The sequence below is a fragment of the Kytococcus schroeteri genome (assembly GCF_002847825.1).
GTDB classification, from domain to species: Bacteria; Actinomycetota; Actinomycetes; order Actinomycetales; family Dermatophilaceae; genus Kytococcus; species Kytococcus schroeteri.
Map to the genome: position 1 here is coordinate 49141 of NZ_PKIZ01000014.1, position 26103 is coordinate 75243.

Sequence of the window (26103 nt, forward strand, 5' to 3'; positions counted from 1 at the left end):
CCCCAGAAGTTCGGCAGGGCTGGGAGATCCGGCGGATCGCCCCTCAGGATGGGTGACATGCCACAGGGGCCGGGATCTCCCCGTGGCAGACAGCTCTGACGGCGAATTTGATGGGACACGCAGAGGGCGTCTGACGAGCCGGCAAGGGGCCGGAGTTCTTCGGAACTCCGGCCCCTTGCGTTGTGTGCGGCCCGTGCTGTGCGGCCCGCCTCGTGCGTGGCTCGCGCGGGTGTGGCCTCAGCCGCGCTCGTCCTCGACGCGGTGCGCCCCGTCCGCGGCCGGAGCAGCACTGCGCGCGGAGCCCGCCGCGGCCCCCTCGGGCGTGCGCTCCCCCTCGAGCCCCGACCGGCCCTGCGTGGAGGTGACGGGCTCGCCCTCGTGGTCGTGCAGGTGGTCGGTGTCGCGGGAGTCCGGGGTGTCCTCGTCCTGCTCCTCCGGGCGCGGGTTCTCGCCCACCAGTGCCGCCATCCACCGGTTGCCCGGCACGTGGTCGATGAGCGCGGCCTTGACCAGGATGGTGGCCGGCACCGCCACCAGTGCCCCCAGCGGACCCAGCAGGTAGGCCCACAGGATCAGCGAGACGAAGATGACCGTGGCGTTGAGGCCCACCATGTCGCCGGTGACGCGCGGCTGGATGATGGTCTGGAACACGAAGTTGATGACCCAGTAGCCCACGGCCACGATCACTGCGGCCATCGGGCCCTTCTCCAGCAGGGCGATGAGCGCGGGCGGGACGAGGCCCAGCACGAAGCCCACGTTGGGGATGTAGTTGGTGACGAAGCTGAACACGCCCCAGGTGATGGCCAGCGGGATGCCCATCAGCCACAGAAAGCCCACGTCCACCAGGGCCACGAGCAGACCGAACACCGTGGTCACCACCCAGTAGGAGCGCACCCGCCGGGCGAAGTCCCCCAGGGCCTCGGCCGCCTCGGGGCGCTCGCGGGCGATGACGCGCATGCGGTCGGGCATGGAGCCGGTGTCGAGCACGAGGAAGATCAGGCCGATGGCGAGCAACGTCAGCAGCGAGAGCCCACTGGAGAGCTGCCCGGCCACGCCCTGCACCACGCCGGCCACCTGGCCCGGCTCGATCTTGGAGGTCATCTCCTTGAGCTGCGCCTCGTCCACGCCGAAGGTGGCGAGCTGCTGGATGGTCTGGCGGTAGAGGTCCTGCCCCTGCTCGAGGTACTCCGGCATGACCTCCACCAGGCGCAGCACCGACCACACCATCGACCACGCGATGGCCACGAGCACCGCGTAGATGGTCACCAGCGAGGCCAGGGTGGCCAGCCACCCGGGCACCTTGTGGCGGCGCAGCCAGGTCACCATCGGGTAGGCCGTGATGACCAGCGTGAGGGCCAGGAACATGGGCCCGAGCAGGCTGGCCTGGGAGCGGATGCCGACGCCCAGGACGACGAGGGCGGCCAGGCCCACGAGGGCGGGGACGGGGCCGTGGCCGACGCCGGTGCCGGGGCGGCGCTCCGGGGTGGCGGTGCGTGCGGGGGTGGTGTCTGTGCTCACGGGGTCGAGGGTACGCAGGGAGGCGCTGCCCGCCCGGGTGGTGGCGGGGGGGCGCGGCGCCTGCCCGGCGGGGCCGCGTGCTGGAATGGCGGCGTGTCCTCCCTCGTCGCCGCCGAGCTCGTCGCCGTCGTCATCGGGGTGCGTGACGACACGCCCGTGGTGCTGGGGGCCACCGAGCCCGACGCCCTGCCCCACGGGCCGCTGGAGCCGGCACACCGCTCGCTGCAGGCGGGGGTGCGCGCGTGGGTGGCCGAGCAGGGCGGGGTGGAGCTGGGCTACGTGGAGCAGCTGTACACCTTTGCCGACCGGGAGCCGGCGGGGCAGGGGCGCACGGTGGCGATCAGCTACCTCGGCCTGACGCGGAGCACCCCCTCACCGCGGTGGCTGGAGGTGTACGACCTGCTGCCCTGGGAGGACCGGCGCGGTGTCGCGGGGCTGGCGCCGGCGGTGGAGCGGGCACTGCGCACCTGGGCCGAGGGGGACGAGGACGCCGTGGCGCGGGTGGCGCACACCTTCGGGCTGGACGGGCAGCCGTGGGCGCCGGAGCTGGCGTTGCAGCGCTACGAGCTGCTGTGGGAGGCCGGGCTGGTGCGCGAGTCGGCGGGTGCCGGGGCGGGCTCGCGTGACGATGCCGTGGCGGCCACCGGGGCGGTGATGGTGCACGACCACCGGCGCATCCTGGCCACGGGGTTGGCGCGGCTGCGCTCCACGCTGCAGTACCGGCCGCTGATCTTCGAGCTGATGGCCGAGGAGTTCACCCTGGGGCAGCTGCAGGCCACGGTGGAGGCGCTGGCCGGGCAGGAGGTGCACAAGCCGAACTTCCGCCGGCTGGTGCTGCAGCAGGCCGAGCTGGTGGAGCCGACGGGGCGCACCAGCCGCGACACCGGGGGTCGCCCGGCGCAGCTGTACCGGTTCCGGCGGTCCGTGCACGCCGAGCGTCGCCACGGGGGCACCAAGCTGCCGCGGCCGAAGGTGCGCTGAGCGGCCGGCGCCCGGCGGGCAGTGGGCGTCACGGCGCGGAGCGTCGGGTGGCCTCCCCTCGCGTGAGGTGGGGGCTCTGCGCACGCGACACCTCACCGCGCACGGGAAAGGTGCTGCCCGCACGCGGCGTTTCCCGAGCGGCGGGCACGTTTCGCGCGCCGCGTGAGGTTTCGCGTGCACCGGGGCGCGCTGTGTGAGGTGTCGCGTGCGCCGGGTGCGCGTGCGGCCCCCGCCGGCACCACCCTGTGGCGCGGGTCACGAGCATCCCTCCGCATGACCTACCCTTGTGCTCGCTCTGAGCATGTACTCACTCTGAACACAAGGGGCCGACATGACCGCCACCACCACCCACCTGGCCACCCCGCGGGTGCGCCACCGCGCCACGGAGGCCGAGCTGCTCGACGTCGCGGCCGCCATCGAGGCCACGCGCGAGGAGTACGACCGCGTGCGCCACGTGGTGCCCGAGGCCGAGTGGGCGACCTTCGCGCAGGACGTGGTGGCCATCAAGGAGCTCAAGCGCACCCGCGACGCCGTGGTGCTGGCGCACAACTACCAGACCCCCGAGATCTTCCACGGCGTCGCCGACCTGGTGGGCGACTCCCTGGCGCTGGCCCGCATGGCGCAGGAGGTGGAGGCCTCCACCATCGTGCTGGCGGGCGTGCCGTTCATGGCCGAGACCGCCAAGCTGCTCAACCCCGGCAAGACCGTGCTCGTGCCCGATGCGGGGGCCGGCTGCTCGCTGGCCGACGGCATCACCCCCGAGGACGTGCTGGCCCTGCGCGCCGCCCACCCCGGCGTGCCCGTGGTCACCTACGTCAACTCCTCCGCGGCGGTGAAGGCCGTGAGCGACGTGTGCTGCACCAGCGGCAACGTGGAGCGGATCGTGCGCCACCTGGGGGCCGAGAAGATCATCTGCGTGCCCGACGAGTACCTGGCCCGCAACGTCGCCGAGGCCACCGGGGTGGAGGTCATCACCCACCCGGCGCGCTGCGAGGTGCACGAGCGGTTCTCCGTGGCCGACGTGGAGCAGATCCGCGCCGAGCGCCCCGGCATCACCGTGGTGGCGCACCCGGAGTGCCACCCGGACGTGGTCGCCGCCGCCGACGTGGCGGGGTCCACCGCGCACATGCTCGACTACGTGCGCACGCAGCGGCCCGCCCAGGTGGCGCTCATCACCGAGTGCTCGATGGCGGACAACATCCGCGCCGCCCAGCCGGAGACCGAGTACGTGCAGCCGTGCAACCTGTGCCCGCACATGCGGCGCTCCACGCTCGCGGGCATCCGGGCCGCGCTGGAGACCGGCGGGCCCGAGGTGGTGCTCGAGGAGTCCACGGCCGCGGCGGCGCGCCGGGCGGTCGAGCGGATGCTGGAGCTCTCGTGACGCACGCGAGGGGCGCGGGCGCGACGGGGGCCGCCTCCGGGGACCCGGGCCCGATGGGGGACGCGCGCCCCGTGGTGGTGCTCGGCGCCGGCGTGGCCGGGATGGTGGCCGCGCTGTCCGTCGCGCCGTGGCCGTGCGTGCTGGTGAGTCCGGAGGCGCCCGGGCGGGGCGGTTCCACCGAGCTGGCGCAGGGCGGGCTCGCCGCGGCCGTGGGAGCGGGCGACCGGCCGGCCGACCACGCTGCGGACACCCTGGCCGCCGGGGCCGGGCTGTGCGACGCGGCGACCGTGGACCGCATCGTGGGCGCCGGGCCCGAGGTGGTGGCGCTGCTGGCCGACCTCGGCGTGGCCTGGGACCGTGCCGCGGGCGAGGAGGTTGAGGGTCGTGAGCCCGCCGCCGACCCCGCGCCGTGGGCGCTGGGCCGCGAGGGCGGGCACGGCCGGCACCGGGTGGTGCACGCGGGCGACCGGTCGGGCGCCGTCATCGCCGCCGCCCTGGCCGATGCGGTGGCTGCCGCCGGGCACGTCACGCACCTGGCCGGCGAGGCCACCGGGCTGCTGACCGGCGAGGACCGCGTCACCGACGTGCGCGTGCGCACGGCCACCGGCGAGCGCGACCTGGCCGCGGCCGCCGTCGTGCTGGCCACCGGCGGGTTCGCCGGGCTCTTCCGTGACAGCACCAACCCCGCCACCAACGCCGGCGCCGGCATCGTGCTGGCCGCCCGCGCCGGGGCCGTGCTGGGCGACCTGGAGTTCGTGCAGTTCCACCCCACCGCGCTCGACCTGACTGACACCCCGGTGGGCCGGTCCGAAACCGCCGCGGGCCGCCCCCCGGCCGGGCGCCTGCCGCTGCTCACCGAGGCCCTGCGCGGCGACGGCGCCGTGCTGCGGGCCGACGGCCAGCGCTTCGTGGGCGAGGTGGCCCCGCGCGACGTCGTGGCCGCCGCCGTGCACGCGCAGCGCCTGGCCGGCCGGCGGGTGGAGCTGGACTGCCGCGGTGTGCGCGGGCTGGAGGAGTTCACCGCCCTGGCCGCCACCGCCGCCGCGGTCGGCCTGGACCCGCGTCGGGACCCGCTGCCGGTCTGCCCGGCCGCCCACTACACGGTGGGCGGGGTGCTCAGCGACGCCCGCGGCCGCACGACCGTGCCGGGGCTCTGGGCCGTCGGCGAGGTGGCCTGCACCGGGCTGCACGGCGCCAATCGGTTGGCCTCCAACTCGCTGCTCGAGGGGGTGGTGACCGCACGCGCGGCCGCAGCGGACGTGCTCTCGGCCGCGGGGGAGCCGGCTGAGAGCGCCGCGCAGTCGGCTGATCTGGCTGGCACCTGGCACGATGGGTGGCGCTCGCCCGTGGGGGCCGAGCGCACCATCACCGCCGATGCGGCAGAGGCCGCCCTGGCGACCGAGCGTCTCCTCGGGGACGGTCCCGCCCGCGACCCGCTGGTGGGCGAGCTGCTCTCCACCGCCGCCGGCGTGGCCCGCCGTCGCGACGAGGTGCACCGCGCCCTGACCGCGCTCGAGGGCCGCCCCGGGCCCGATGCCCTGGTGGCCCGCCTCGTGCTGCGTTCCGCCCTGCGGCGCGAGCGGTCGGTGGGCGGCCACCGGTGGGTCGAGGAGCAGGGCCGGCCCACCCACCGCGCAGGAGCCGTCGCATGACCACGCACGCCACGCCATCGTCATCGCCATCGTCCACACTCTCGACACCCGCTGTGACCGTTCGCGCCCCGCGCCCGGCCGACGTCGACGCCCTCGTGGCCGCCGCCCTCGCCGAGGACCTCGGCACCGGCGGAGACGTCACCGCCCGCGCCACCGTCCCGGACGACGCCACCGGCGCGGCGGTCGTGGTGGCCCGCGAGGCCGGCGTCGTCTCCGGGCTGGACTTCGTGGCCGCCGCCTTCGAGCAGGTCGATCCCCGCCTCGTGGTCGAGCCGCTGGCCGCCGACGGCGACCGTGTGCCCGCCGGCACCCCACTGGCGCGTGTCACCGGGCCCACGCGCGGCATCGTCACCGGGGAGCGCGTGGCGCTGAACTTCCTCGGCCTGCTCAGCGGGGTGGCCACGGCCACCGCCCGCCTCGTGGACGAGGTGGCCGGCACCGGCGCCCGGGTGGTGGACACGCGCAAGACCGTGCCCGGTCTGCGGGCCGCCCAGAAGCGGGCGGTGCGCCACGGCGGCGGGTCCAACCACCGCCTCGGGCTGCACGACGCGGTGATGGTGAAGGACAACCACATCGCCCTGGCCGGCGGTGTGACGGCGGTGCTGGAGCGGCTCGCCGAGGGTCCGGAGGCGCCGGGCCACATGGTGCGCGTCGAGGTGGAGGTGGACACCCTCGAGCAGCTCGGGGAACTGGCCGCGTTCGACCGGGCCCGCGCCGAGGCCGGGCGGCGCCCCGTGGTGGACGTGGTGCTCCTGGACAACATGGGCCCCGCCCGGGTGCGCGATGCCGTGGCGCTGCTCCGCGGTGCCGGGCTGCGGCCGGTGGTGGAGGTCTCCGGCGGCGTGGCGCCCGGTGGTGCGGCGCGGGCGCTCGCCGAGGCCGGCGCGGACGTGCTGAGCTCCGGGGCGCTGACCCATTCCGCCCGGTGGCTGGACGTGGCGCTGGAGGACGAGCCGGCCTGAGGCGGGGCGGCCCCACGTGAGTCGCCCTGAGGCGGGGCGCCCCATGCGCGCGAGGGGGTGACGCCGCGTCCCTCCTAGACTTCTGGCGCATGGAGCCGTCGCAGACCGTCCGTCGCATCGTCGTCGTGGGAGGGGCCGGTGCGCTGGGCTCCCGCTTCGTGGAGTGGTTCCGCGGCGAGGGCGACCTGGTGCACGTCATCGACCCCGCGGCGCCCTCCCGCCCCGGGTCCGACGGCCTGCCCGCGGCCTCCCACACCGGTGACCCCGCCGCGGACGCCGCCGCGCTGGCCGCCGCCGACCTCGTGCTCGTGGCGGTGCCCATCCGGGTCACCCCGGAGGTCGTCGCGGCGCTGCCCCCGCTGCGCCCCGACGCGGTGCTGGCCGACCTCACGTCCGTGAAGGCCCCCGCCGTGGCCGCGATGCTGGACACCCACCCCGGGCCGGTGGCGGGCCTGCACCCCATGTTCGGGCCGGACGTCGCCTCACCCGCCGGCGAGGTGGTGGTGCACTCCCCGGGCCGCGGCGACGTGGCCTGGCTGCTGGACCGCATCGCCGGCTGGGGGTGCCGCGTGGAGACCGTGGACGCCGCCGAGCACGACCGGCTCATGGGCGTCATCCAGGCGCTGCGGCACACCGTGACCTTCGCGTACGGCGCGGACCTGCGCCGCGAGGGGGCCGACCTGGAGACGCTGCTGGCCCTGAGCAGCCCCATCTACCGCACCGAGCTGATGATGGTGGCGCGCCTCTTCGCCCAGGACGCCGGGCTGTACCACGACATCATCACCGCCAGCGAGGCGAACCTCGAGCTGCTGCAGCACTTCCACACCACCCTCGGCGAGGTGGTGGAACGCCTCCGCGCCGGCGACCGGGAGGGCTTCCTGGCCGAGTTCGAGGCCGTCCGTGAGTACTTCGCGGGCCACTCCGAGGCGTTCCTGGCCGAGAGCCGCGAGCTGCTGCAGGCTGCCAAGAGCCTGCGCGCCGGCGGGCCCGACGAGCCCACCGGCCCGGCCGCCGACGACGACGAGCTGGCCGCCCGCCTGGCCCCGCACCGGGCCGAGATCGACCGCATCGACCGCGAGGTGCTGCGCCTGGTGAACGAGCGGGCGGCGCAGGCCCGCGCCATCGGCACGCTCAAGGGCACCGGCGCGGCCTACCGGCCCGAGCGGGAGGCCCAGGTGCTGCGCCGCCTGGTGGAGCGCAATCCCGGCCCGCTGCCGGACGACGCGGTGCGCCGCGTGTTCCGCGAGGTGATGAGCGAGTGCCTGGCGCTGGAGCGGCCGCTGACCGTGGCCTACCTGGGGCCGGCGGGCACGTTCACCGAGCAGGCGGCGGTGCGGCACTTCGGCGGTGCGGCGCACACGGTGGCGGCGGCCAGCCTCGAGGAGGTGCTGCGCGAGGTGGAGGCACGGCAGGCCGACTACGCCGTGGTGCCGGTGGAGAACTCCACCGAGGGTGCCGTGGGGCGGGCGCTGGACCTGCTCTCGCGCAGCCCGCTGCAGGCCGTGGGGGAGGTGAGCCTGCGGATCGTGCACCACCTGATGGGCCGCGGCCCGGTGGAGGGGGTGCGCCGGGTGTACGCGCACGCCCAGGCGCTCGCGCAGTGCCAGGAGTACCTGACCCGCCACCTGCCCGGCGTGGAGCGGATGCCGGTGAGCAGCAACGCCGAGGCGGCGCGCCTGGTGGCCGAGCTGGCCGCGCAGGGCGTCACCGACGTGGCGGCGCTGGGGCCCGAGGGGGCGGCGGAGCTGTACGGGCTCGACGTGCTGCGCTCCGGGGTGGAGGACGACCCGGAGAACACGACGCGCTTCCTGGTGCTGGGGCACAGCTCGCCGCCGCCGAGCGGCCGGGACCGCACGAGCCTGGTGGTGGCCCCGCCGCGCACCGACCGGGACGGTGCCCTCATGGCGATGCTGGAGCCGCTGGCCCGGCACGGGGTGTCGATGACGCGGCTGGAGTCGCGCCCGATGCGGGGCGCCTTGTGGCAGTACGTGTTCTACCTGGAGGTGGACGGGCACTCCGACGAGGAGCCGGTGGCCGCGGCGCTCGCCGACCTGCGGGACGACGCGGTGTTCTTCCACCTGGTGGGCAGCTACCCCCGCGTGGACTGAGCCGCCGCGCGGGGGGGCTGGCCGGGTTGGCGGGGGTCCTGACCTGGGGCGGGGTCCTGACCCGGAACCGCGTCCCGGTGCTGCCACGCCGGGCCCGCACGCCCTCACCCGGACCGACCTCGCCCCACCCCTTGCTGGGATGCGTCGGGGCGCATAGGTTCGGGGCACGGCCGTCCACCCGGCGGCCCCGGGTCCCGCCCGACCGAGCCACGCCCCATCGTCAGGAGGCCGAGGTGCCGTTGTACGCCGTCCGTTGCGAGGCCGCCCACGAGGGCGAGGTGCAGGTGCCGCTTGCCCGCGCCGACGAGCCCATCGCCTGCCCCACCTGCGGGGCCGCCGCGCGCCGGCTCATCTCCTCGCCCCGCATCGGCCGCGGCAACGACCCGCGGGCGCGCCTCATCGAGTCCACCGAGGCCACCGCGCACGCCCCCCAGGTGGTCGATGCCGTGCCCGGCGCGGGAAACCGCCGCGCCACCCCGGTGAGCCGCGACCCGCGGCACGCCAAGCTGCCTCGCCCCTGAGCACCCCCACGCCACCGCTCCGGGAGGTCCGGGGCGGCCCCCGGAAGGAGCACGTGATGCCGAAGAACATCTTCCCGCTGGACTCCGCCAAGTCCTTCACCGAGCAGGAGAAGCTGGGCCACAACCGGTGGCACCCCGAGATCCCGCCGGTGGCCACCGTCAAGCCGGGCGACACGTTCCGCGTGGACTGCCGCGAGTGGTTCGACGGGTTCATGAAGAACGACGACTCCGCCGAGGACATCCGCGACGCGCCGCTGGACAAGGTGCACACCCTCTCCGGCCCGTTCCGGGTGGAGGGCGCCAAGCCCGGTGACCTGCTGGTGGTCGACATCCTCGACGTGGGCCCGATCCCGCAGGAGGAGGGCCCGCTGGCCGGCCAGGGCTGGGGCTACACCGGCATCTTCGCCAAGAAGAACGGTGGTTCCTTCCTTACCGACGAGTTCCCGGACGCGTACAAGGCCGTGTGGGACTTCACCGGCCAGACCGCCACGTCCCGCCACGTGCCGGGCGTGAGCTTCACCGGCATCATCCACCCGGGTCTCATGGGCACCGCGCCCTCCGCGGAGCTGCTGGGGAAGTGGAACACCCGCGAGGCCGCGCTGATCGCCACCGACCCCGAGCGCGTGCCGCCGCTGGCCCTGCCGCCGCAGCCGAAGGACGCCATCCTCGGTGGTGTTCCGCAGGGAGACTACGACCGCGTGGCCGGCGAGGCCGCCCGCACCGCCCCGCCGCGTGAGAACGGCGGAAACCAGGACATCAAGAACCTGTCCAAGGGCACGCGCGTGTTCTACCCGGTGTTCGTGGACGGCGCGAACTTCTCCGTGGGCGACCTGCACTTCAGCCAGGGCGACGGCGAGATCACCTTCTGCGGCGGCATCGAGATGGGTGGCTTCATCGACTTCCACGTGGACGTCATCCCCGGCGGCATGGAGAAGTACGGGGTCACCGAGAACGCGATCTTCATGCCGGGCAACGTGGAGCCGCGCTACAGCCAGTGGCTCAGCTTCTCGGGCACCTCGGTGACGCTGGACGGCGAGCAGCGGTACCTCGACTCGCACCTGGCCTACCAGCGGGCCTGCCTGCACGCCATCGACTACCTGAGCACCTTCGGCTGGTCCAAGGAGCAGGCCTACCTGCTGCTGGGTGCCGCGCCGATCGAGGGCCGCTTCTCGGGCGTGGTGGACATCCCCAACGCGTGCGCCACGGTCTACCTGCCCACGGAGATCTTCGACATCGACATCCGGCCCGGCGCCGGGGACGTGCCGAAGATCGACCCGGGCATCGGCGCCCCGCGGGCCTCGCTGGCCTGAGGCCGGCACCGGCACCACGGGCCGGGTGCGTTCCCGAAGACCGCGACGCGACGCGGCGGACGGGAACGCGCCCGGCCCGATGGCGTGTGCGCCGACCCGGGGCGCGCCGGCTCAGCGCACCTGGCCGTCGCCCTCCACGACCCACTTGGTGGTGGTCAGCTCCGGCAGCGCCATCGGCCCGCGTGCGTGCAGCTTCTGCGTGGAGATGCCGATCTCCGCCCCGAACCCGAACTCGCCGCCGTCGGTGAACCGGGTGGAGGCGTTCACCAGCACGGCGGCCGCGTCCACCTCGGCGGTGAAGCGCCGTGCCGCGGCCCGGTCGCCGGTGACGATGGCCTCGGTGTGGCCGCTGGAGTGCTCCTGCACGTGGGCGATCGCCGCGTCGAGGGAGTCCACCACCCCGGGCGGAGAGGTCCAGCGAGAGGTACTCGGTGTCGTCGTCCTCGTCGGTGACCGGCACTCACGTGGCGCCGGCCGCCTCGGCGTAGCCGCGCACCGCCTCGTCGCCGTGCACGGTGACCCCGGCGTCGGCCAGGGCGGCCATGATGCCGGGCAGCGTGGCCGCCGCGGCGCCGCGGTGCACCAGCAGCGACAGGGCCAGCCGCCGCGATGACGTGCGGACAGGTCGGGCCGTGGGCAGGTCAGACGATGCCGCGCTCCGGGTCGTCGTCCTCGCGGCGCACCTCGTCGGGGTCCCGCAGGGCGAGTCCGGCGCCAAAGGCCATGGCCCCCAGGCCGACGCACACGAGGAAGGACCCCCATCCCTCCGGGCTGGTGGGGGACGGCCAGGTGTGCCCCAGCACCCAGAATGCGAGCAGGAACACCACCAGCCCCGCGATGCTGGCGCCAGCCACCCGCTTCTGGCGGCGCTGGGCGGGCGTCTGGCGAGGCGCATCGCCCTGGAACTCCGGCGGCTCGATCATCGGCCCAGAGTACGCAGCGGGGTCGGTCGGGCAGGCTGTGCCCACGGCCCCACGGCCCCACGGCCCCACGGCCCCAGCGGGCGTGTGGCGCGGGCGGATGGGTGCCCTCATGGTCGGAACCCCACCACGGCAGTGCCGTCGGGTGCCCGGTGCACCACGTGGCGCACGGTCGGGTCACTGAGTCGTCGGTGGTGTCGCCCGCAGAGCGGGATCCCGTTGGTCAGGTCGGTCGCCCCGCCGCCGGGGTCGAGTACCTCGCCGCCCGGCCCCCGCACTGGTGCCCACGGCTGGTCATGATGGATCTCGCACCAGGAGAACGGTCGATCGCAGTCCTCCGCGGCGCACTCGCGGTACCGCGTGGCCAACGCTGCCCGCTGGCCGTCGGTGAAGGAGCGCGACTGGCGCCCCAGGTCGAGAGGCAGCGACTCGCCGCCCATGACCACCGGGATGATCCCGGCATTGCTCGCGAGCCGCCGCACCTGCCCGGCCGAGACGTCGTCTCCGGTGTCGGTGATGCCGGTCCGGTCGGTCTCGCCTCGCAGGGTCTCGAGGTCGGTGGTCACCAGCAGGATCGCGTTGATCTTCGACCCCAGGTGGTCGGTCGGCAGGTGGTCGATCAGCTCGGCGAACGCCTTGCCCCGCTCGTGGGACCAATCGATCTGCTGGTCCCTCCAGGCTGTGCCCGTGAGCTCGTCGCCGGCCGGCTCGGGGAGTCCGGGCTCGCCCTCGAGCGGCCCCGTGCCCGCGTCGTCCGCCGCGCCCCGGGTCGCTGACTGCTGGCGCTGCTGGTGGGCCAGTCGTCGCGGCGCGGTGGCGGCCTGCAGGGCCTTGCCGAGCATGCGCGCCTGCAGCGTGGGCAGCACGAACTGGCCGTAGCTCGTGCCGTCCCCGCGGTCGACCATCCAGAAGCTCGCGGCCTCCCAGGCGGCCTCCTCCTCCGAGCGCACCACCGCGTCGTGGTGGGCGTCCACCTCGGCAGCGGTTCGGTCCAGCTCCTGCAGGCAGCGCCGGGCCTCACGCCGCAGTTGGCCCGGTGACATCCGTTGCGCCTTGCGCACCAGCCTCGTCTCGATCCGGAGCCGCTCCTCGGGCGTCACGTCCTCGGGCAGGTCCTCCAGCGCGCTGGTGATGATGCGCGCCTGCTGGCGCGTGATGCGGCCCGCGTCCCAGGCGTCGGCAGTGGGGGACTGGCGCCGTCCGGCCCCTTCGCCACGGTCGCCGCTGCCCGCGCTGCCCGGCCCGTTCGGCTCACCCGTGTCGACGTCCTCGGGCTCGGCGGGCGCGTGGTTGCCCAGGGCGCGGGCGAGTCGCTCGTCCTCGGAGGCCGACCGTCGGTCCGTGCGGGTGCGTCCGGCGGTGAACTGCGCGTCGTCGTCGTGGCCGGCGCGACCCGCCTCCCGGGTCCGTCGCACCACGTCGAGCGCGCGGGAGCGCACGCGGTCGTGCCGGTTGGCCAGGGCCTGCGTCTGCTCCACCAGCCACTCGAGCTCTTGGGGGCCGAGCGTGGAGGCCGCCTCGCCGAGCGAGGCCACGGCCCGGATCAGCGCGTCCGCCGCCTCGTGAGCGCGTGCTACCGCGTCGTGGGCCCGGCCCAGTGCCCCGCTCCCCGGAGTTGCGCCATCCGGCGGGCCGGTGCTGACCGGACCCGCCGGGGGCGGTGGTGCCGGTGGCGCTGCATCGTGCGTGACGGCGGCCATCTCGCACCCCCTCCCGGTGTCGTCGGTCGTCCCCTCCGTCACCAGCAATACTAGTACACACATCTCAACAAGGACAACCCCTATGTAGAACATGTTGATGAACACCCACCCGCCTCGCCCAGGCCGTGGCCGTGGCCTGGCCGCGGACGGTGGCCGGCACGCCGTGGACCTGCGGGACGTCGAGTGGACGCTCGCGAAGGGCCACCAGCTGGCCGTGCGCATCGGCACCATCGACGCGCGCGAGTACTGGTCGCACGAGCCCACCGGTCAGGGGGTCACCGTGACCGATGCCGCACTGACCCTGGAGCTGCAGACCACGGCCCGCGACGTGCCCACCCAGGGCGAGGAGTCGCTCTTCCTGGCCCAGTACACGAAGTACGACGGCGAGAAGTGGTCGAAGACGGTGCCCGGGGCGCCCCCTCGGCCTGCCACCCGCCCCGCCTACCCTCGATGCCGTGCCCACCCCCACCGCGCCCGCCGCCGACCGCTGGCCGGGCCACGCCAAGGGCACCCCGGGCTACCGCCGCATCCAGGCGGCCCTTTTCGCTGCCGGCATCGCCTGCTTCGCGCAGCTGTACTCGCCGCAGGGCGTGCTCCCGCTCCTGGCCGCCGACCTGGGCGTCACCGCCTCGCAGGCCAGCCTCGCGGTGTCCGCGGGCACCCTGGGCCTGGCGCTGTCGGTGCTGCCGTGGTCGTGGGCGGCCGACCGCATCGGGCGCCTCACCGCCATCCGCACGGCGCTGGTGGCCGGCACCGTGCTGGGCCTGGCGGTGCCGTGGTGCCCCTGGTTCGAGCTGATGCTGGCCCTCCGCGTGGCCGAGGGGGCCGCGCTGGGCGGGGTGGCGGCGCTGGCCGTGGCCTATCTGGGCGAGGAGGTGGACGCCCGTGTCACGGCCGTGGCCGCCGGCACGTACGTGGCGGGCACCAGCATCGGTGGGCTGCTGGGACGCCTGGTGGCCGCACCGGTGGGTGACGCGATGGGGTGGCGCGCCGGCATCGGTGCCGTGGCAGTGCTGGCCGCCGTGGCCACCACCGCGTCGTTCCTGCTGCCGCCGGCGCCGCGGGGTTTCCAACGGCAGACGTCGTCCCCGGCATCGGTGGCGCGCACCTGCGCCGCCCACCTGCGCCGCCCCGCGCTGCTGGCCCTCTACGCGACGGCCTTCCTGCTCATGGGCGGCTTCGTGGCCATGTACAACTACCTGGGTTTCCGGCTGGAGGGACCGCCGTGGCACCTCTCGGTGGGGGCGGTGAGCCTGCTGTTCCTGGCCTACCTCTCGGGCACCCTGTCGGCGCGGGTGGCCGGGTCGATGGCGGGGCGCCACGGCCGTCTGCCGGTGCTGCTCGGGTCGGTGGGCCTGATGGTGGCCGGGGCGCTGGTGACCTTGGCGTCCTGGCTGCCGGTGGTGGTGGCCGGGCTGGTGGTGTTCACCACGGGGTTCTTCGCGGCGCACTCGGTGGCCTCGGGGTGGACCGGCGTGCTGGCCGTGCGCGGGCGGGCGCAGAGCACGTCGCTGTACACGCTGGCGTACTACGTGGGCAGCTCGGTGGTGGGGTACGCCGGCGGGTTCGCCTGGGGTGGTGCCGGGTGGGGTGGCCTGGTGGGCGTGGTGGTGGGGCTGGCCGTGGGGGCCGGGGTGTGGGTGGCCGTGGCCGTGCCGCGGGGGTAGGTCAGCCCTCCAGCTCCACCACGTGCGTGGTCACGTTCTGTCCCTCGCGCTCGCTCACCGCGAGGGTGTCCTCGTCCACGAACCGGGCCCCGATGACCGTGCCGAGGGCCTCGGGGGCGGTCCACACGACACCGCCCTGCAGGGTCACCACGGAGAGCTTCCCGCCCCGCTGGAGCACGTCCATGTCGTCGCGCTGGAGCACGTGCCCCTCGGCAGAGACGTCCTCCACCAGGAGGTCCTCGTCCTCCTCTGCGCCGAAGCAGGAGACCTCCATGGACCGCGTGTCCAGCACGATGCGCTCGTCCAGCTGCGCGTAGGCGCCGTCCGCCCGGAGCCAGGTGACCGCGGTGGGCAGCACGGTGGAGCCGTCCTCGCACGCGATGGCGGTCTCCTCGCCGGTCTGCATGTTGGTGGCCTTCACCCAGTCGAGCGCGTGGACCACGGCCACGGGGTGCGAGAGCGTGTCGGCGTCCACGAACACGCGGGGCCCGCCGTGGGCGGCCCTGACGGCGTCCTGGGTGGTGGCCCAGTCCCGGGTGCGCTTCGTCAGGCGCTCCTCGGCGCTCGGCAGGTCACCGGTGTCTCCCTCCGCGCTGTCGGCGGCCACCACCTCGCCGGTGCGGGGGTCCAGCAGGGCGAGGGTGGTGCGGGTCCCGTCGTCCAGGTAGGCGTCACGGACGGCGAGCACCCCATCGGCCTCCCAGAACCACACGCCGCTGCCGATGCGCTCGAACCGGCTGCGGCTCCACAGGCGTTCCCCGTCCGGGGAGTAACCGGTCAGCTCGGCGTCCTTCGGTCCTGCGACCCGGGTGACCACCAGCTCCGGGGACGCCCAGACGACCTCGCCCTCCATGGGGCGGGCCTCCTGGGGCGAGGGACTCTGGTTGGTGGACTCCTCCGCCGGTGCGGGCGGCTCAGCGGAGTCCGCGGCGGAGCAGCCCGCGGTGAGCAGGGCCGTGGTGGCGGCGATGACGGTGAGCGCGACGGTGCGGTTCATGCCCGGCAGCGTGGCAGGGGTGGCAGGAGCCCCGCTGGCGTGCCGGCGCAGCCTGTGGACAACGGGAGGGGCGCGGCTGAGTCACCCCTCCAGCGGCACCCCGGCGCGGGCGGCGATCTCCTGGCCCAGCTTCCGCGCGCCGTAGGAGCGGAAGGAGGCCACCACGTCGTCGGCGTGCAGCTCCACGATCTTGGTGACCACGCCGAACCGCACGCGCACGGCGCGGATCTGGTCGTAGTCCAGGTGCCAGGTGGTGTCGACCGGGTGGATCGCCTTGTTCACGCCGTTGGGGGCGAACGAGACACCGGAGGCGTCGGCAGTGATCTTGCCGCCCACCCAGATGCCCTTGATGGGGGACAGGGCGACGTCCTCGGTGCCGCGGAGCAGGGAGTTGGCCGTCTTGGTGAGCGTCTGCATGGGGGCAGGGTAGGGGGAGTCAGGCGGGGGAGTCCTCGCGAGGTGGAGCGGGCAGGTAGTGGAAGCCCGCACCTCGGCGGTTGGCCCGGCTCGGCAGGAGTTCACCCTGTTCCTCGAGGTCACGGAGGACCCGCCCAGCAGTCTGGCTGGCGATCCCGGTCATCTCGCCCAACTCGGAGCTGCTGATCCGGCCACGGCTGCGGGCGAAGTCGAGTGCCAGCGTGGGGCGCGTCGATCGTTCGACGGGGTAGGCACTTCGGCTGTCCGCGTGCGCCAAGGCGCGGAGTGCCCCCTTGCTCAGCGTCATTGCCGGCGTCCCACCCGCGGGGGTGCTGCTCAGCATCGTGGTCACGGCATCGCCGCCCATGGTGAGCTCGGCGACGCGCTGCAACAGCGGGATCGTCTCCCCTGGAGGCCGTTGCACGTAGGGGGCGAGTCGCAGGTGATCAGTCCACCCTCGCGTCACGAGTTGCCGGAGGGTCATCAGGGTGTCGAGATCCAGGACCGCCCATGACTGGTCCATCAGGTGGAGCCACTCCAACCACCCCTGGTCACTGACGTTCGCGACAAGCCGCGTGCGCACCGCGCCCGTGGCGAGCTCCTGGAGGCTGGGTTCGGGGTGGCCGTGGGACAGCATGTCCTGGTACATGCGGTCGATGCCGATGCCCTCCCTCTCTGCCACTCGGATGGCGGCCAGAAGTTCGGTGAGTGCTGTGTTGCGGGAGGTCGACGGCTGGTGGATGACGTTGTCGGGTGTGATGCCGGGCATGAATCCACCCGGACTGGTCACCTGGAGCGTGGCTCCGACGTGCTCGATCGTGGTGGGTTGCTGGATGGCCCAGTCTCGATGGGCGACACCGTTGATGATGGCCTCACGGAGGGGCCGCTCGGGGATCTCGCGCACCTGGCCGACAGCGGGACCGTCACCCGTGTGCCTCAGGGGATTGAACGAGCGGCAGGTGCGGAGGACCTCCTGGAGCTCTTCTGCGAGGGACAGGCCCGTGCGGTGGAGGCGCTCGCGGCTGTCTCCCCCCGCGTGGTCTCGGCGGATGTAGTCGAGCATGTTGTGCTCCGGGCCCCAGCCCACGAACAGGAGGGCTGCGGCGTTCGTGAGGAATCCGTCCACGTCCACGGCGTTGAGGCGGCGGAGGAGGTCCTCGTCGGGCAGCTGAGCCAGGTCCCTGGCGGCGGTCTCGCGCGTGTCCTCCAGGAAGGTGCGAACCGCTGCCATTCCGCTGGGGCGAACACGAGACGTGGGCAGCTGGCTCGATCGCGCGGACCAGTCCACTCGTCGCGCGTGGTCCATGCGCGCACGCCATGTGCTGGCGTCCACCTCGTGGCACCCGTCGTCGATGCGCCACTGGATTCGTCCCTTGACCTTGACGGGTTCCACCGCCTCCGGGACCAGGAGCACCAGGAGACGGCGCTCGTGGACGAAGACCTCGCGCACGTCACAGGTGACTCGACTCTGCAGCTGGGTGTAGATCTCGCGGCGGAGCCACTCGGCGTGGGCCGTCGTGCCCTCGAGGGTGTTGTCGTCCCCGACTCCGAGGACCAGGGCCCCTCCGCCGGGTGTGTTGGCCATGCAGGCGACCTCTGGGGCCAGCTGGCGTACCAGCGCAGGATCACGCGCTGGGTCGGGCACGGGGGCGCCGTGACGGGTGGTGGCCGACTTCAGATCAAGGTGGCGGCTCTCCGAGGCCGGACGCCCAGCCCGGAGCTCTGCGATCGCCTGGGTCACGGCCTTCTCGGCGGGTGTGGGGTTGAAAAGTGTCATGGGAGCGACCTCGACTCAGGGGTGCTACTTTTCTCGCGCAAAAAGTAGCACCCCACCGGATGGGGTGGGTGGGTCTGCACTTTGCGCCAGCGGTCGTCAAAGCCGTCCTGTCCGGTACAGCCGCAGCAGCCCCTCCTGGGCTTGGAGCCCGTACAGGATGACGTCGTAGGGCGAGCCGTCTCTCCTGGTCCGTGGCTCCGTGGTGACGCCGACCATCTCCCCGGCCGCCGTGACGGTCCAGGCCCCCGGTTCGCCGGCGAGGATGCCCGCCGTGTGCAGCCGCAGGTTGAAGGCTGCCGCTGTGAGGCCGCTGTCCTCCGGAAGGAGGTGGCCGGAGGACGCCCACTGCTTGAGCAGGCCTGACACAGGAAGCGCCTCTCCCCGGTCCTCGGCCTCGCCCCCAGGTGCTGGCGGGGACGTTGAACCGGGCCCTGGCGCGGGGTTGGCCGCCCGCAGGGTGGCAAAGGTCATCCGGGGGGAGCCGCCCGTGGAGGTGGTCACCGGCTCAGAGACCTTTTCGCGGATCGGCAGGTCGGCAGGCTGGCCCACGGTGTAGGTCGGCGTCGGTGCCGGGGTGGGAACCAGCGGCTGCGGCTCCGCCGGGGGCTCGGGCTCTTCCCCGATGTCGAGCGTGGTCCGCGTGGCGTACTGGGAGATCAGACTGAAGGCCGGACCGTTGTTCCACCGCCGTTCGGCGCCGAAGACGACCAGCAGGTCCTTGGCGCGGGACACGGCGACGTTGAGCAGCTCAGGATTGCCGTCGATGAAGCTGGCCGTCCCCTCGCTCTGCCCGTAGACCGCAGAGAAGAGGATCACCGGCCGCTCGGCCCCCTGCAGCCGGTGGGCCGTGCCCACGGTCAGAGCCTCTGCCAAGCCGGACGGGATGTGTGATCCGGCCGGCAGCGACTGTATCGCTTGGCGCAGAGCAGTTCTCACGGCGCGCGCCTGGGCGCTGAACGGCGTCACCACGCCGATGATCTCCTCCGGCTTGGGCCGCTTGTTGGGGTCCTCCTGGCGGTCGATGTAGACCTCGTGCAAGGCGTCAAAGTTGTCCACGATCCACCTGGTGATGGCCTCGGCCTCGGCCACGTTCTTGCGGCTCGTCCCCTCCCGTGTGTCGCTGGAGCCGGGCACCTCTCGGAACTGGAAGGGCTCGGCCACCCCGTGCAACGGTGACTGCTCCTCCTTGCGCCGGGGATTGAGCAACCCGTCGTAGAGCAGCTCGTTGCACAAGCCGATGATCTGCGGGTGGCACCGGAAGTGCTCGGCGAGGAACAGTCCCGGCTGCGGTGCGACGGGGTCGCCGTACACCCACCGTGAGGCGTTGCTCGCGGCTGCCATGAGGCTGGACGGTTGGGAACAGGTCAGGCCACGTGGCTTCAACAGCCGGTCCCAGTCCTCGGCCGAGACGCCGGTGCTGCCGGCCACCTCTTGGTCGGTCACGTCGTCCAGGGACCACACGGGGGCCAACTGCTTGGTGTCACCCACCACCAGGGCGCGCTTGGCCAGTGCGAAGGGTGGGAGGCCCACGGGGGTGTCCACCTGTCCCGCCTCGTCCACGATCAGCAGGTCGATGCGCCCGATGTCGAACGGTCGCGGTTCACCCGTCTTGGCGTAGAGCTCGAAGTACTTGGGCACCTGGTAGGCCGTCATCACGAAGCACGGGGTGAGCGCCGGCGCCTGGGACCAGTAGGTGTCCATGGTGCGTCGGGTGTTCTTCCACCGCTCGTTCTCGGGCAGGAACTCCGCCTCCAGCCAGTACGCCTCGTAGTAGTGCACGGCCAGCCAGAAGGCGACGTACCGCAGGGTCCGGTCGAGTTCCGCGTCGAGGGACTCCAGGTCCCGGCACATGGGCAGCTCGGTGAGGTGCTCGAGGCCGGACAGCAGAGGGTTCGTCAGGACGCGTTGGCAGAGGTCGGCGTAACGGGTGCCGGGGCCCTCGGTGGCCATGGTGGCCAGGAGCCGCCTGCGCGTCTCGTCCACCTCGCAGAGCGCCTCGTGGAGGAGCGTCCGCAGCCCGGCAACGTCGGAGGCGCTGCCGAAGTACTCAAACGCCTTGGTCACGAACCGATCGCGTGCAGCCTCGAGGTACGCCTCATCGCTGTGGTCGGCGTAGACACCGGCGCGGCTGTCGTCCTCCACCAGGTACTTGCGGGCTGCCTCGTTCCACTTGGCCTTGGACGGACAGTAAACGGCCAGTGACGTCATCGGGGCGTCACCGGCTGCACCGTCCTGGGCCTGGGGCAGCCACCGGTGGTCGAGCGGGCCGGGCTCCTCCTTGGTCACCGAGGCGAAGGCGTCGATGATGTTGGTGACCGCCTGGTTGTTGGTGGACGTGCCCACGATGAGGGGCGGCGGCTCCTCGTCGAGTGCTCGTCGGGTGAGGGTCGAGGCCACCACGGCCTGCAGCATGGTGGTCTTGCCCGTGCCGGGTGGTCCGCTGACGGCTGTGACGTCGCCGTCGCCGTCGGTGAGAAAGCCGTGGACGGCGCGTCGTTGCGAGGGGGTGAGGGGGAACCCGTCACTCATGGATCCGCAGGCCGCGAGTGCGCGCGTGAGGAGGCCGTCCCCCACGTGGATGTCGCGTTCGTGGTGCTTGTCCGGGGCGCCCAGGATGAGGCGGGAGGCTAGGCCGCGCTCCCCGGTGCGCTGCATGTGGTCGTAGAGCTCCAACAGGGAACGGGCGGCGCTGATGCGCTCGAACTCCATGACGTAGCAGGTGTCTGCCTCCAGCACCGTCCGGCTGGTGGAGCGGCGGGTGGCGAACTCCTGGGGCGCGAGGCCCGTGACCTCCTTGGTCAACGCATCGGCGAGGTCCACGGCACCGCCAAACGTCTCCACCTGCGAGACCTCGGCACTCAACGGCCCGTGGAAGGCCGACCAGAAGGCCTCCTGGTCCCCCAGCATCACCTCGCGGCCCGTCACCTGGGGTGAGTTCAGCCGTTCGGCGGGGATCCACGGTGAGCTACCCGTCTCCACCACGGGGTCGAGGGTGCCGTCGGGGCGGAGGGAGGCGGCCAGGAGCACGAGGCCGGAGTGCTTGCCGCCTCCGATCTGCAGCGACAGGAGCGAGACGACCACGGGGATCGGGGCCTTGGTCTTCTTGCGGGAGAACAGCTTGTCGGTCTTTTCCTGCGGCAGGCAGCCCAAACGCAGGTCGGCTCGGGGAACGGCCACGAACCTGTCGTCGCCGAAGGTCACCTCATCGAGTTGGCCTCGCTGCAGGACCCGTGCGAAGTACTCGATGACGGCGGCGTCGGTCACGCCGTGCTGGCTGGTCATGCCCGGTTCTCCTGACGGCGGTGGCGGTCTTACCGGCCACCGTAGGCGACGGGGCCGACAACCTCCCTCGTGGCGCGTCAGGCCGGGCCGGTACCGCTGGTGATGACGTGGTGGGACATCGCGCCGCCGGCGGCCACGAGGGCGCAGAAGCCGGGCGGGATGGGCAGGCAGCAGCCGCCGACCACCACGCGGGAGCCGCCCTTGGTCTGCCACGAGCGGTGGGGGAACGGGAACATGCCGCCGCCGGAGCGGGCTCTGGGGGGTGCTGGCTCATGGGTTCCAGCGTGGCCGGCGGGGTGGGGTGGCAAGCGGGGCGGCCGTCCAGGCGCAGAGGCATCAGTGGCTACCCCGACCGGGCGTCACCGCCCCCCGCCACCACGTCCTCCCACGCGCTCGCCGCCAGTCCTTCCTCTGTAGTGAGCGTCCCGGGCCGCAGGTGGGACGGCTGCGTCCAGAGGTAGCGCATGCGGTGCAGCTCGCGCATGGTCGCGTCGGCCAGGCCCGCCACGGCCAGCGGCCACGTGGGCAGCCGCGTCACCCGGGCCCGGCCGGCGCCGGTGGCCGTTGCCGCCGCATCGGCCAGGGCGGCCATGCTGCGCGAGGGCGGGGTGGGGGCGTGGATCACGGCATCGCCGCCGGGGGCGAGGTGTTCGGCGTGGGCGGCGGCGTGGCGCAGGGCGCGGGCCAGGTCCGGCAGGTGGGTCAGCGCGTGAGGTGCGTCGGGGTCGCCGGGGAACCACACGCGCCGGCCGGCCGCCGCCGGGCGCACCACCAGAGCCGTGGCCACCGAGCCGCTGGTGGTGGCGGTGGGGCCGATGAGGTCGGCGGCCACGATGCTGAGCGTCCGCGCCGGGTGCGCCGCGCGAGCGGCGAGCAGCTCGGCGCGCACCTGGCCCAGGGGTGTGGTCGGGGCGACGGGGGCTCCCTCGGTGAGGTCGCGGGCGGCATTGCCCCAGGCATAGACGGACTCGGGGAACACCACCGGGATGCCCAGGCCCGTGGCCAAATCCATCACCGCCTGCTCGCGGGGTGGCAGCTCGGCGCGCCAGACGCGGTGGTCGTAGGCCGCGTGGACCGTGTGCACCACCGCATCGGGCGGGGTCGATGCGGTGAGCCGTGCCAGCAGGGCGCGGTCGCCGGCGTCGCCGCGCACCGTGGTGGTGCCGGGCAGGTCGGGGCCGTAGGCGCGCAGGACGGTGACGGTGTCGCCGTGGGCGAGCAGGTGGGGGACGAGGGCTTGGCCGATCTGGCCGGCACCGGTGAGTAGGACGTGCACGGGGGCCTCCGGGGCGTGGGTGGGCGGTAGAGAGCACTGCTCTCGAAGCGTAGGGGCAAGTGGGGTGCGCGCGCAAGAGCACTGCTCTCTGTTGCGGCTGCGAGACTGCACGCATGACCAGACGGACCCGGGCCGAGATGGAGGCGGCGATCCTGGCCGCCGGGCGCACCCAGCTGCGTGAGCGGGGCGCGGCGGCGCTCTCGCTGCGGGAGGTGGCGCGCGAGGTGGGGGTGGTGAGCTCGGCGGTGTACCGCTACGTGGACAGCCGCGACGAGCTGCTCACGCGGCTGCTGGTGGACGCGTTCGACGGCCTGGCCGATGCCGTGGACGACGCGCTGTCCGAGGTGCCGGGTGACGGTCCCGGGGTGGCGGGCGCGGCGGCGCGGTTGGGGACCCTGGCCCGGTCCGTGCGGGCGTGGGGTGTGGCGCACCCGGCCGAGTGGGGACTGCTCTACGGCACGCCGGTGCCGGGCTTCGCGGCGTCGCCGGATCGCACTGGCGGGCCCGGGACGCGCGTGATGGCGCGGGTACTCGAGTTGGTGGCTGCCGGCGGGCTGGGCGACGTGCCCACCGGTAGGGACGATGTCCTGGTGCCGTTCGCGCGGGAAGCCGTGGCGGAGCTGGGGGTCGACGCCTCGGCGGACGAGGTGGCCGCAGCGATGACGTGGTGGGCCGGGCTGGTGGGGCTGGTGAGTGCCGAGGTGTTCGGTGCGTGGGGGCCGGTGCCGGACGGGCTCGGGGAGGCGCTGCTGGAGCGGTGGCTGGGCGGCGCGTCGGGCGCGCCGAGCGAGGGGTAGGCGGGCCGGGCGGTCCGGCTCAGCCCTCCAGCGGCACCCCGGCGCGGGCGGCGATCTCCTGGGCGATGCGGCGGGTGCCGTAGCTGCGGAAGGAGGCCACCTGATCGTGGGTGTGCAGCTCCACGATCTTGGTGCCCACCCCGAAACGGATGCGCACGGCGCGGATCTGGTCGTAGTCCAGGTGCCAGGTGGTGTCGACCGGGTGGATCGCCTTGTTCACGCCGTTGGGGGCGAACGAGACACCGGAGGCGTCGGCAGTGATCTTGCCGCCCACCCAGATGCCCTTGATGGGGGACAGGGCGACGTCCTCGGTGCCGCGGAGCAGGGAGTTGGCCGTCTTGGTGAGCGTCTGCATGGGGGCAGGGTAGGGGGCGGGCCATGCGTGCGTCGTGGTGGGTGCGGCAAAGCGGACGAGTGATCGGGGGGGGCGAGCGCATCGGAGGTTCGTCCGTGGGCAACCGGGTGTTCACGCTGGCTCCGTACGTTGCCGGCATGCACCGACGACACTTCCTCCTCGCAACCGGTGGCGCCGCTCTCGGGGCCGCCATCCAGCCTGTTGCCGCAGCGGCTGCCGCTCGCCCGGTCCGCGTCCTGGTGGCCACCTCTGAACCCTGGGGGACCTACCACATCGAGCACCTTCTGGATGAGGCGTCCGTTGCCGGTCGGACGATCGCGATGGTCGTCCCGGACCGCAGCCACCTCGAGGAAGATGACGCCACCCCTGTGGTCACTGTCGCGGAGGCAGCTGCTTGGGGTGCTGACGTGTTGGTGGTCAACTCGGCCTTGGAATGGCCTGTACGGGTTGCCCGTGCTCTGTCCGATGTCCCCGTCGTGGCTGCATCGCTCGCCTACCTGACTCCGGAGGAGGCACCGGGAGCTGCCGAGCTGCGTCCGCGCCTTGTCGCCATGACCGCAGGTTCCGGGGATGAGGCCGGCGTCTTTGCTGCCCATTTCGGGGTTCCCCGTTCCCACGTCGCGGTCGTCGGCAACCCGGCGCTGGACGACCTTCCTGCTCACAGGTCGGAACCCGGCAGCGTTGTCGTCGCCACCTCGGTCACCCACCCCGACGAGACCGGTGAGGCGGCCCCCGGGGCCGAGTTGTTGATGGGGGTGGCCGGTGCCCTGGCCGATTCCGGCAGGGCGGTCCGTGTGGGTCTGCACCCCCGGGAGGACCCTGCGCTGTGGAGCCGCTTCGAGATCGCTGAGGAGGGCACGGTGGAGGCGTCTGCGCGGGCTGAGGTGTGCGTGGGGATTCCCGGCTCGGTGTTCCCGAACGTCGCCGCTGTCGGGTGTCCCTTGGTGGGTGTGACGGCCCCTGGCCTGGAGACGCCGGACTACATCCTCAGCCTGTGCGCTGCCGTGACCACGCGGCAGGACGCGCTCGAGGCCGTGGACGCTCGGTGGCGCCCGGATTCAGACGCGCTGCGCCGCGCGATCGGACCCGTGGGTGGTTCAGGGGAGCGTCTGTGGCGGCGGTTCGAGTCGGCCGCCCAGCGCGGGCCGGTAGTGGACACGGGCTGGTCGGCCACCACCGGCCCGGCGCCGATGGTGGGTGCGGGACTGGTGCTGGCCGGCGCGGCACTGTTGGGCCGGGGGTTCAGCGGAGCGGGCCACGACGAAGCGTGATCCGCCGGACGCCTCGTTTTGACTTGGGCGCAGTACGTGCGGGATGAGGCGTGCGGCGACGCTGCCATTCCATGTGCGCGTGCAGCTCACGCGCCTCCTCCCAGTACCCGTGCTCTTCCAACCGGTCGGGGAGTCGCCTGACTAGGGCATCGACCTCGGCTTTGTCCTTCCACTCGCGGTACCCCGCGCTGGCGATGAGCGTAGCCATCTGGGCTATGACGATGAGTAGCAGGAACAAGATTCCACCGAGAAGGAACAGTGTGAGAGCCGTGGAGGGAGTGGGATCGAAGTGATGCTCCAGCACGTAGTCCGCGGCGATCAGGGCGACAGTGCACGCGGCAATGGTCATGGCCAGAATGAAGCGGTGCCGGTTCCTGGAGCCCGGCCCCATAGTCAGGCGCGCAGTGGCCTGCTGCCGAGCCTCGCGGACCGCTGAGTCCATGCGCTCGTGGTACAGGCGTCCCGGCTCCACGTCTGACGGTTCGTGGGTCCGGAAGTCGCGCGCCTCCCGAATGGCGGCTGCGAGCTCCGCAATGATCGCGCTCGTCGACTGGGTGCTCAGCAGGCGCGCCCAGACGCGAGAGGCCCAGTCGGCGACCATCGGGGTCGGGTCCATGCCATTCCTCCCGTCATGCAGCGTCACGTCGAGGAGTGAACCGCCGGGCACCGACAACCTCGCCTTGCACTCGGTCGTGTGCTGCTCTGAGCCTGCCGCCAGCGGTAGGCCCTTACCCGGCTCTTCGGAGTTGAGCGTGGGTGCTTGGGGGTAGGGGTCGAGGTCCCGGGCATGATCTGAGGACTTCTACCCCCTCGGATCGCCAAGGACCTCGACTGTGCCTGAGCCTACTTCCCCGTGCCCTGCTGCCTCGTGTGGTGCCTGTCAGACGTGGCTGGGGTTGCCGGCGATGAGCGTCACCGGGGTGGTGGATGACGGTGATGCTGGGCTGGTGGTGCACGTGGAGTCCACGTCGGGGCCGGCCGGGTGCCCGCACTGTGGGGTGGTGGCCACCGCTCACGGCCGCGATCAGGTCCGCCTGGTGGACGCCCCCTCGTTCGGCAGACCGGTGCGACTGGTGTGGGCCAAGCGCAGATACGTGTGCCGAGAGGCCCTCTGCCCTGGTGCGAGCTTCACCGGCTCTTCCGATCTGAGGGTGTAGCAGTGGTGGTGTGACCGGGTCGAGGTAGGGGTCGAGGTCCCCTGATGATGGGGG

The 26103-nt window shown here is 73.2% G+C and carries 22 protein-coding genes and 1 pseudogene; 11 read left to right on the forward strand and 12 right to left on the reverse strand.

What is annotated here, in order from left to right; translation table 11 throughout:
• Nucleotides 1-237 precede the first annotated feature (237 nt).
• Entirely contained in the window at nucleotides 238-1518 is a 1281-nt protein-coding gene (locus tag CYJ76_RS08155) for an AI-2E family transporter (RefSeq protein WP_180802254.1), read from the reverse strand.
• Nucleotides 1519-1611: 93 nt separating this feature from the next.
• Here CYJ76_RS08155 and CYJ76_RS08160 point away from each other — a divergent pair, with 93 nt between their 5' ends.
• From CYJ76_RS08160 to fmdA, 7 genes are all read left to right on the forward strand, one after another.
• The gene (locus CYJ76_RS08160) at nucleotides 1612-2499 is read left to right on the forward strand and encodes an NUDIX hydrolase (protein ID WP_101849824.1); all 888 of its coding nucleotides are present in this window, start codon (nucleotides 1612-1614) and stop codon (nucleotides 2497-2499) included.
• A gap of 331 nt (nucleotides 2500-2830) precedes the next feature.
• Nucleotides 2831-3880, forward strand: a complete 1050-nt coding sequence (nadA, locus tag CYJ76_RS08165) for a quinolinate synthase NadA (protein WP_101849807.1) — start codon at nucleotides 2831-2833, stop codon at nucleotides 3878-3880.
• A complete protein-coding gene (locus CYJ76_RS08170) occupies nucleotides 3877-5532 on the forward strand; it encodes an FAD-binding protein (RefSeq protein WP_101849808.1) in 1656 nt (551 codons plus the stop codon). The genes nadA and CYJ76_RS08170 overlap by 4 nt, the downstream gene beginning before the upstream one ends.
• A gap of 53 nt (nucleotides 5533-5585) precedes the next feature.
• A complete protein-coding gene (nadC, locus tag CYJ76_RS08175) occupies nucleotides 5586-6494 on the forward strand; it encodes a carboxylating nicotinate-nucleotide diphosphorylase (protein ID WP_070705120.1) in 909 nt (302 codons plus the stop codon).
• Nucleotides 6495-6583: 89 nt separating this feature from the next.
• Nucleotides 6584-8602 carry a bifunctional chorismate mutase/prephenate dehydrogenase gene (tyrA, locus tag CYJ76_RS08180; RefSeq protein WP_101849809.1) on the forward strand — a complete coding sequence of 673 codons (2019 nt, stop codon included), beginning with the start codon at nucleotides 6584-6586 and terminating at the stop codon, nucleotides 8600-8602.
• A gap of 233 nt (nucleotides 8603-8835) precedes the next feature.
• Entirely contained in the window at nucleotides 8836-9123 is a 288-nt protein-coding gene (locus tag CYJ76_RS08185; RefSeq protein WP_070703675.1) for an FmdB family zinc ribbon protein, read from the forward strand.
• Between the two features lie 56 nt (nucleotides 9124-9179).
• Nucleotides 9180-10433, forward strand: a complete 1254-nt coding sequence (gene fmdA / locus CYJ76_RS08190; protein ID WP_070703677.1) for a formamidase — start codon at nucleotides 9180-9182, stop codon at nucleotides 10431-10433.
• Between the two features lie 111 nt (nucleotides 10434-10544).
• Here fmdA and CYJ76_RS08195 read toward each other — a convergent pair.
• The 3 genes and pseudogenes from CYJ76_RS08195 to CYJ76_RS08205 all read right to left on the reverse strand — a co-directional run.
• A pseudogene (locus CYJ76_RS08195) lies at nucleotides 10545-11064 on the reverse strand (glutamate-5-semialdehyde dehydrogenase); the annotation flags it as partial.
• A gap of 10 nt (nucleotides 11065-11074) precedes the next feature.
• A complete protein-coding gene (locus CYJ76_RS08200) occupies nucleotides 11075-11356 on the reverse strand; it encodes a hypothetical protein (protein ID WP_141495007.1) in 282 nt (93 codons plus the stop codon).
• 107 nt (nucleotides 11357-11463) lie between these two features.
• Nucleotides 11464-12888 (reverse strand): HNH endonuclease signature motif containing protein, encoded by a 1425-nt coding sequence (locus tag CYJ76_RS08205; RefSeq protein ID WP_238138195.1) that lies wholly within the window; start codon nucleotides 12886-12888, stop codon nucleotides 11464-11466.
• A gap of 620 nt (nucleotides 12889-13508) precedes the next feature.
• Here CYJ76_RS08205 and CYJ76_RS08210 point away from each other — a divergent pair.
• Nucleotides 13509-14720: an MFS transporter gene (locus CYJ76_RS08210; protein WP_101849812.1), complete on the forward strand. Its 1212-nt coding sequence runs from the start codon at nucleotides 13509-13511 to the stop codon at nucleotides 14718-14720.
• A gap of 1 nt (nucleotide 14721) precedes the next feature.
• Here the strand turns inward: CYJ76_RS08210 and CYJ76_RS12235 are convergent, their stop codons facing one another.
• The 6 genes from CYJ76_RS12235 to CYJ76_RS08235 form a co-directional block, all read right to left on the reverse strand.
• Nucleotides 14722-15717 (reverse strand): hypothetical protein, encoded by a 996-nt coding sequence (locus CYJ76_RS12235; protein ID WP_144043060.1) that lies wholly within the window; start codon nucleotides 15715-15717, stop codon nucleotides 14722-14724.
• 81 nt (nucleotides 15718-15798) lie between these two features.
• Nucleotides 15799-16134: a hypothetical protein gene (locus tag CYJ76_RS08220; protein ID WP_101849814.1), complete on the reverse strand. Its 336-nt coding sequence runs from the start codon at nucleotides 16132-16134 to the stop codon at nucleotides 15799-15801.
• A gap of 19 nt (nucleotides 16135-16153) precedes the next feature.
• On the reverse strand, nucleotides 16154-17911 hold the full coding sequence (locus CYJ76_RS08225; protein WP_101849815.1) for an ATP-binding protein: 1758 nt from the start codon (nucleotides 17909-17911) through the stop codon (nucleotides 16154-16156).
• Between the two features lie 96 nt (nucleotides 17912-18007).
• Complete coding sequence (locus tag CYJ76_RS08230; protein WP_101849816.1) at nucleotides 18008-21193, reverse strand: DEAD/DEAH box helicase; 3186 nt, start codon at nucleotides 21191-21193, stop codon at nucleotides 18008-18010.
• Between the two features lie 77 nt (nucleotides 21194-21270).
• Complete coding sequence (locus tag CYJ76_RS12495; RefSeq protein WP_168168525.1) at nucleotides 21271-21429, reverse strand: hypothetical protein; 159 nt, start codon at nucleotides 21427-21429, stop codon at nucleotides 21271-21273.
• 107 nt (nucleotides 21430-21536) lie between these two features.
• Nucleotides 21537-22469 carry an NAD-dependent epimerase/dehydratase family protein gene (locus tag CYJ76_RS08235; RefSeq protein ID WP_180802255.1) on the reverse strand — a complete coding sequence of 311 codons (933 nt, stop codon included), beginning with the start codon at nucleotides 22467-22469 and terminating at the stop codon, nucleotides 21537-21539.
• A gap of 113 nt (nucleotides 22470-22582) precedes the next feature.
• Here CYJ76_RS08235 and CYJ76_RS08240 point away from each other — a divergent pair, with 113 nt between their 5' ends.
• On the forward strand, nucleotides 22583-23266 hold the full coding sequence (locus tag CYJ76_RS08240) for a TetR/AcrR family transcriptional regulator (protein ID WP_101849818.1): 684 nt from the start codon (nucleotides 22583-22585) through the stop codon (nucleotides 23264-23266).
• Nucleotides 23267-23285: 19 nt separating this feature from the next.
• On the opposite strand, the gene CYJ76_RS08245 is transcribed toward CYJ76_RS08240, so the two are convergent.
• Nucleotides 23286-23621, reverse strand: coding sequence for a hypothetical protein (locus CYJ76_RS08245; RefSeq protein WP_101849819.1), 336 nt, complete (start codon nucleotides 23619-23621; stop codon nucleotides 23286-23288).
• Nucleotides 23622-23716: 95 nt separating this feature from the next.
• On the opposite strand from CYJ76_RS08245, the gene CYJ76_RS08250 reads away from it, so the two are divergent.
• The gene (locus tag CYJ76_RS08250; protein ID WP_180802256.1) at nucleotides 23717-24892 is read left to right on the forward strand and encodes a hypothetical protein; all 1176 of its coding nucleotides are present in this window, start codon (nucleotides 23717-23719) and stop codon (nucleotides 24890-24892) included.
• On the opposite strand, the gene CYJ76_RS08255 is transcribed toward CYJ76_RS08250, so the two are convergent.
• The gene (locus CYJ76_RS08255; RefSeq protein ID WP_144043061.1) at nucleotides 24864-25535 is read right to left on the reverse strand and encodes a hypothetical protein; all 672 of its coding nucleotides are present in this window, start codon (nucleotides 25533-25535) and stop codon (nucleotides 24864-24866) included. The two genes, CYJ76_RS08250 and CYJ76_RS08255, sit on opposite strands and share 29 nt — an antisense overlap.
• Nucleotides 25536-25797: 262 nt before the next feature.
• Here CYJ76_RS08255 and CYJ76_RS08260 point away from each other — a divergent pair, with 262 nt between their 5' ends.
• Complete coding sequence (locus CYJ76_RS08260; protein ID WP_238138196.1) at nucleotides 25798-26049, forward strand: transposase family protein; 252 nt, start codon at nucleotides 25798-25800, stop codon at nucleotides 26047-26049.
• Nucleotides 26050-26103 lie beyond the last annotated feature (54 nt).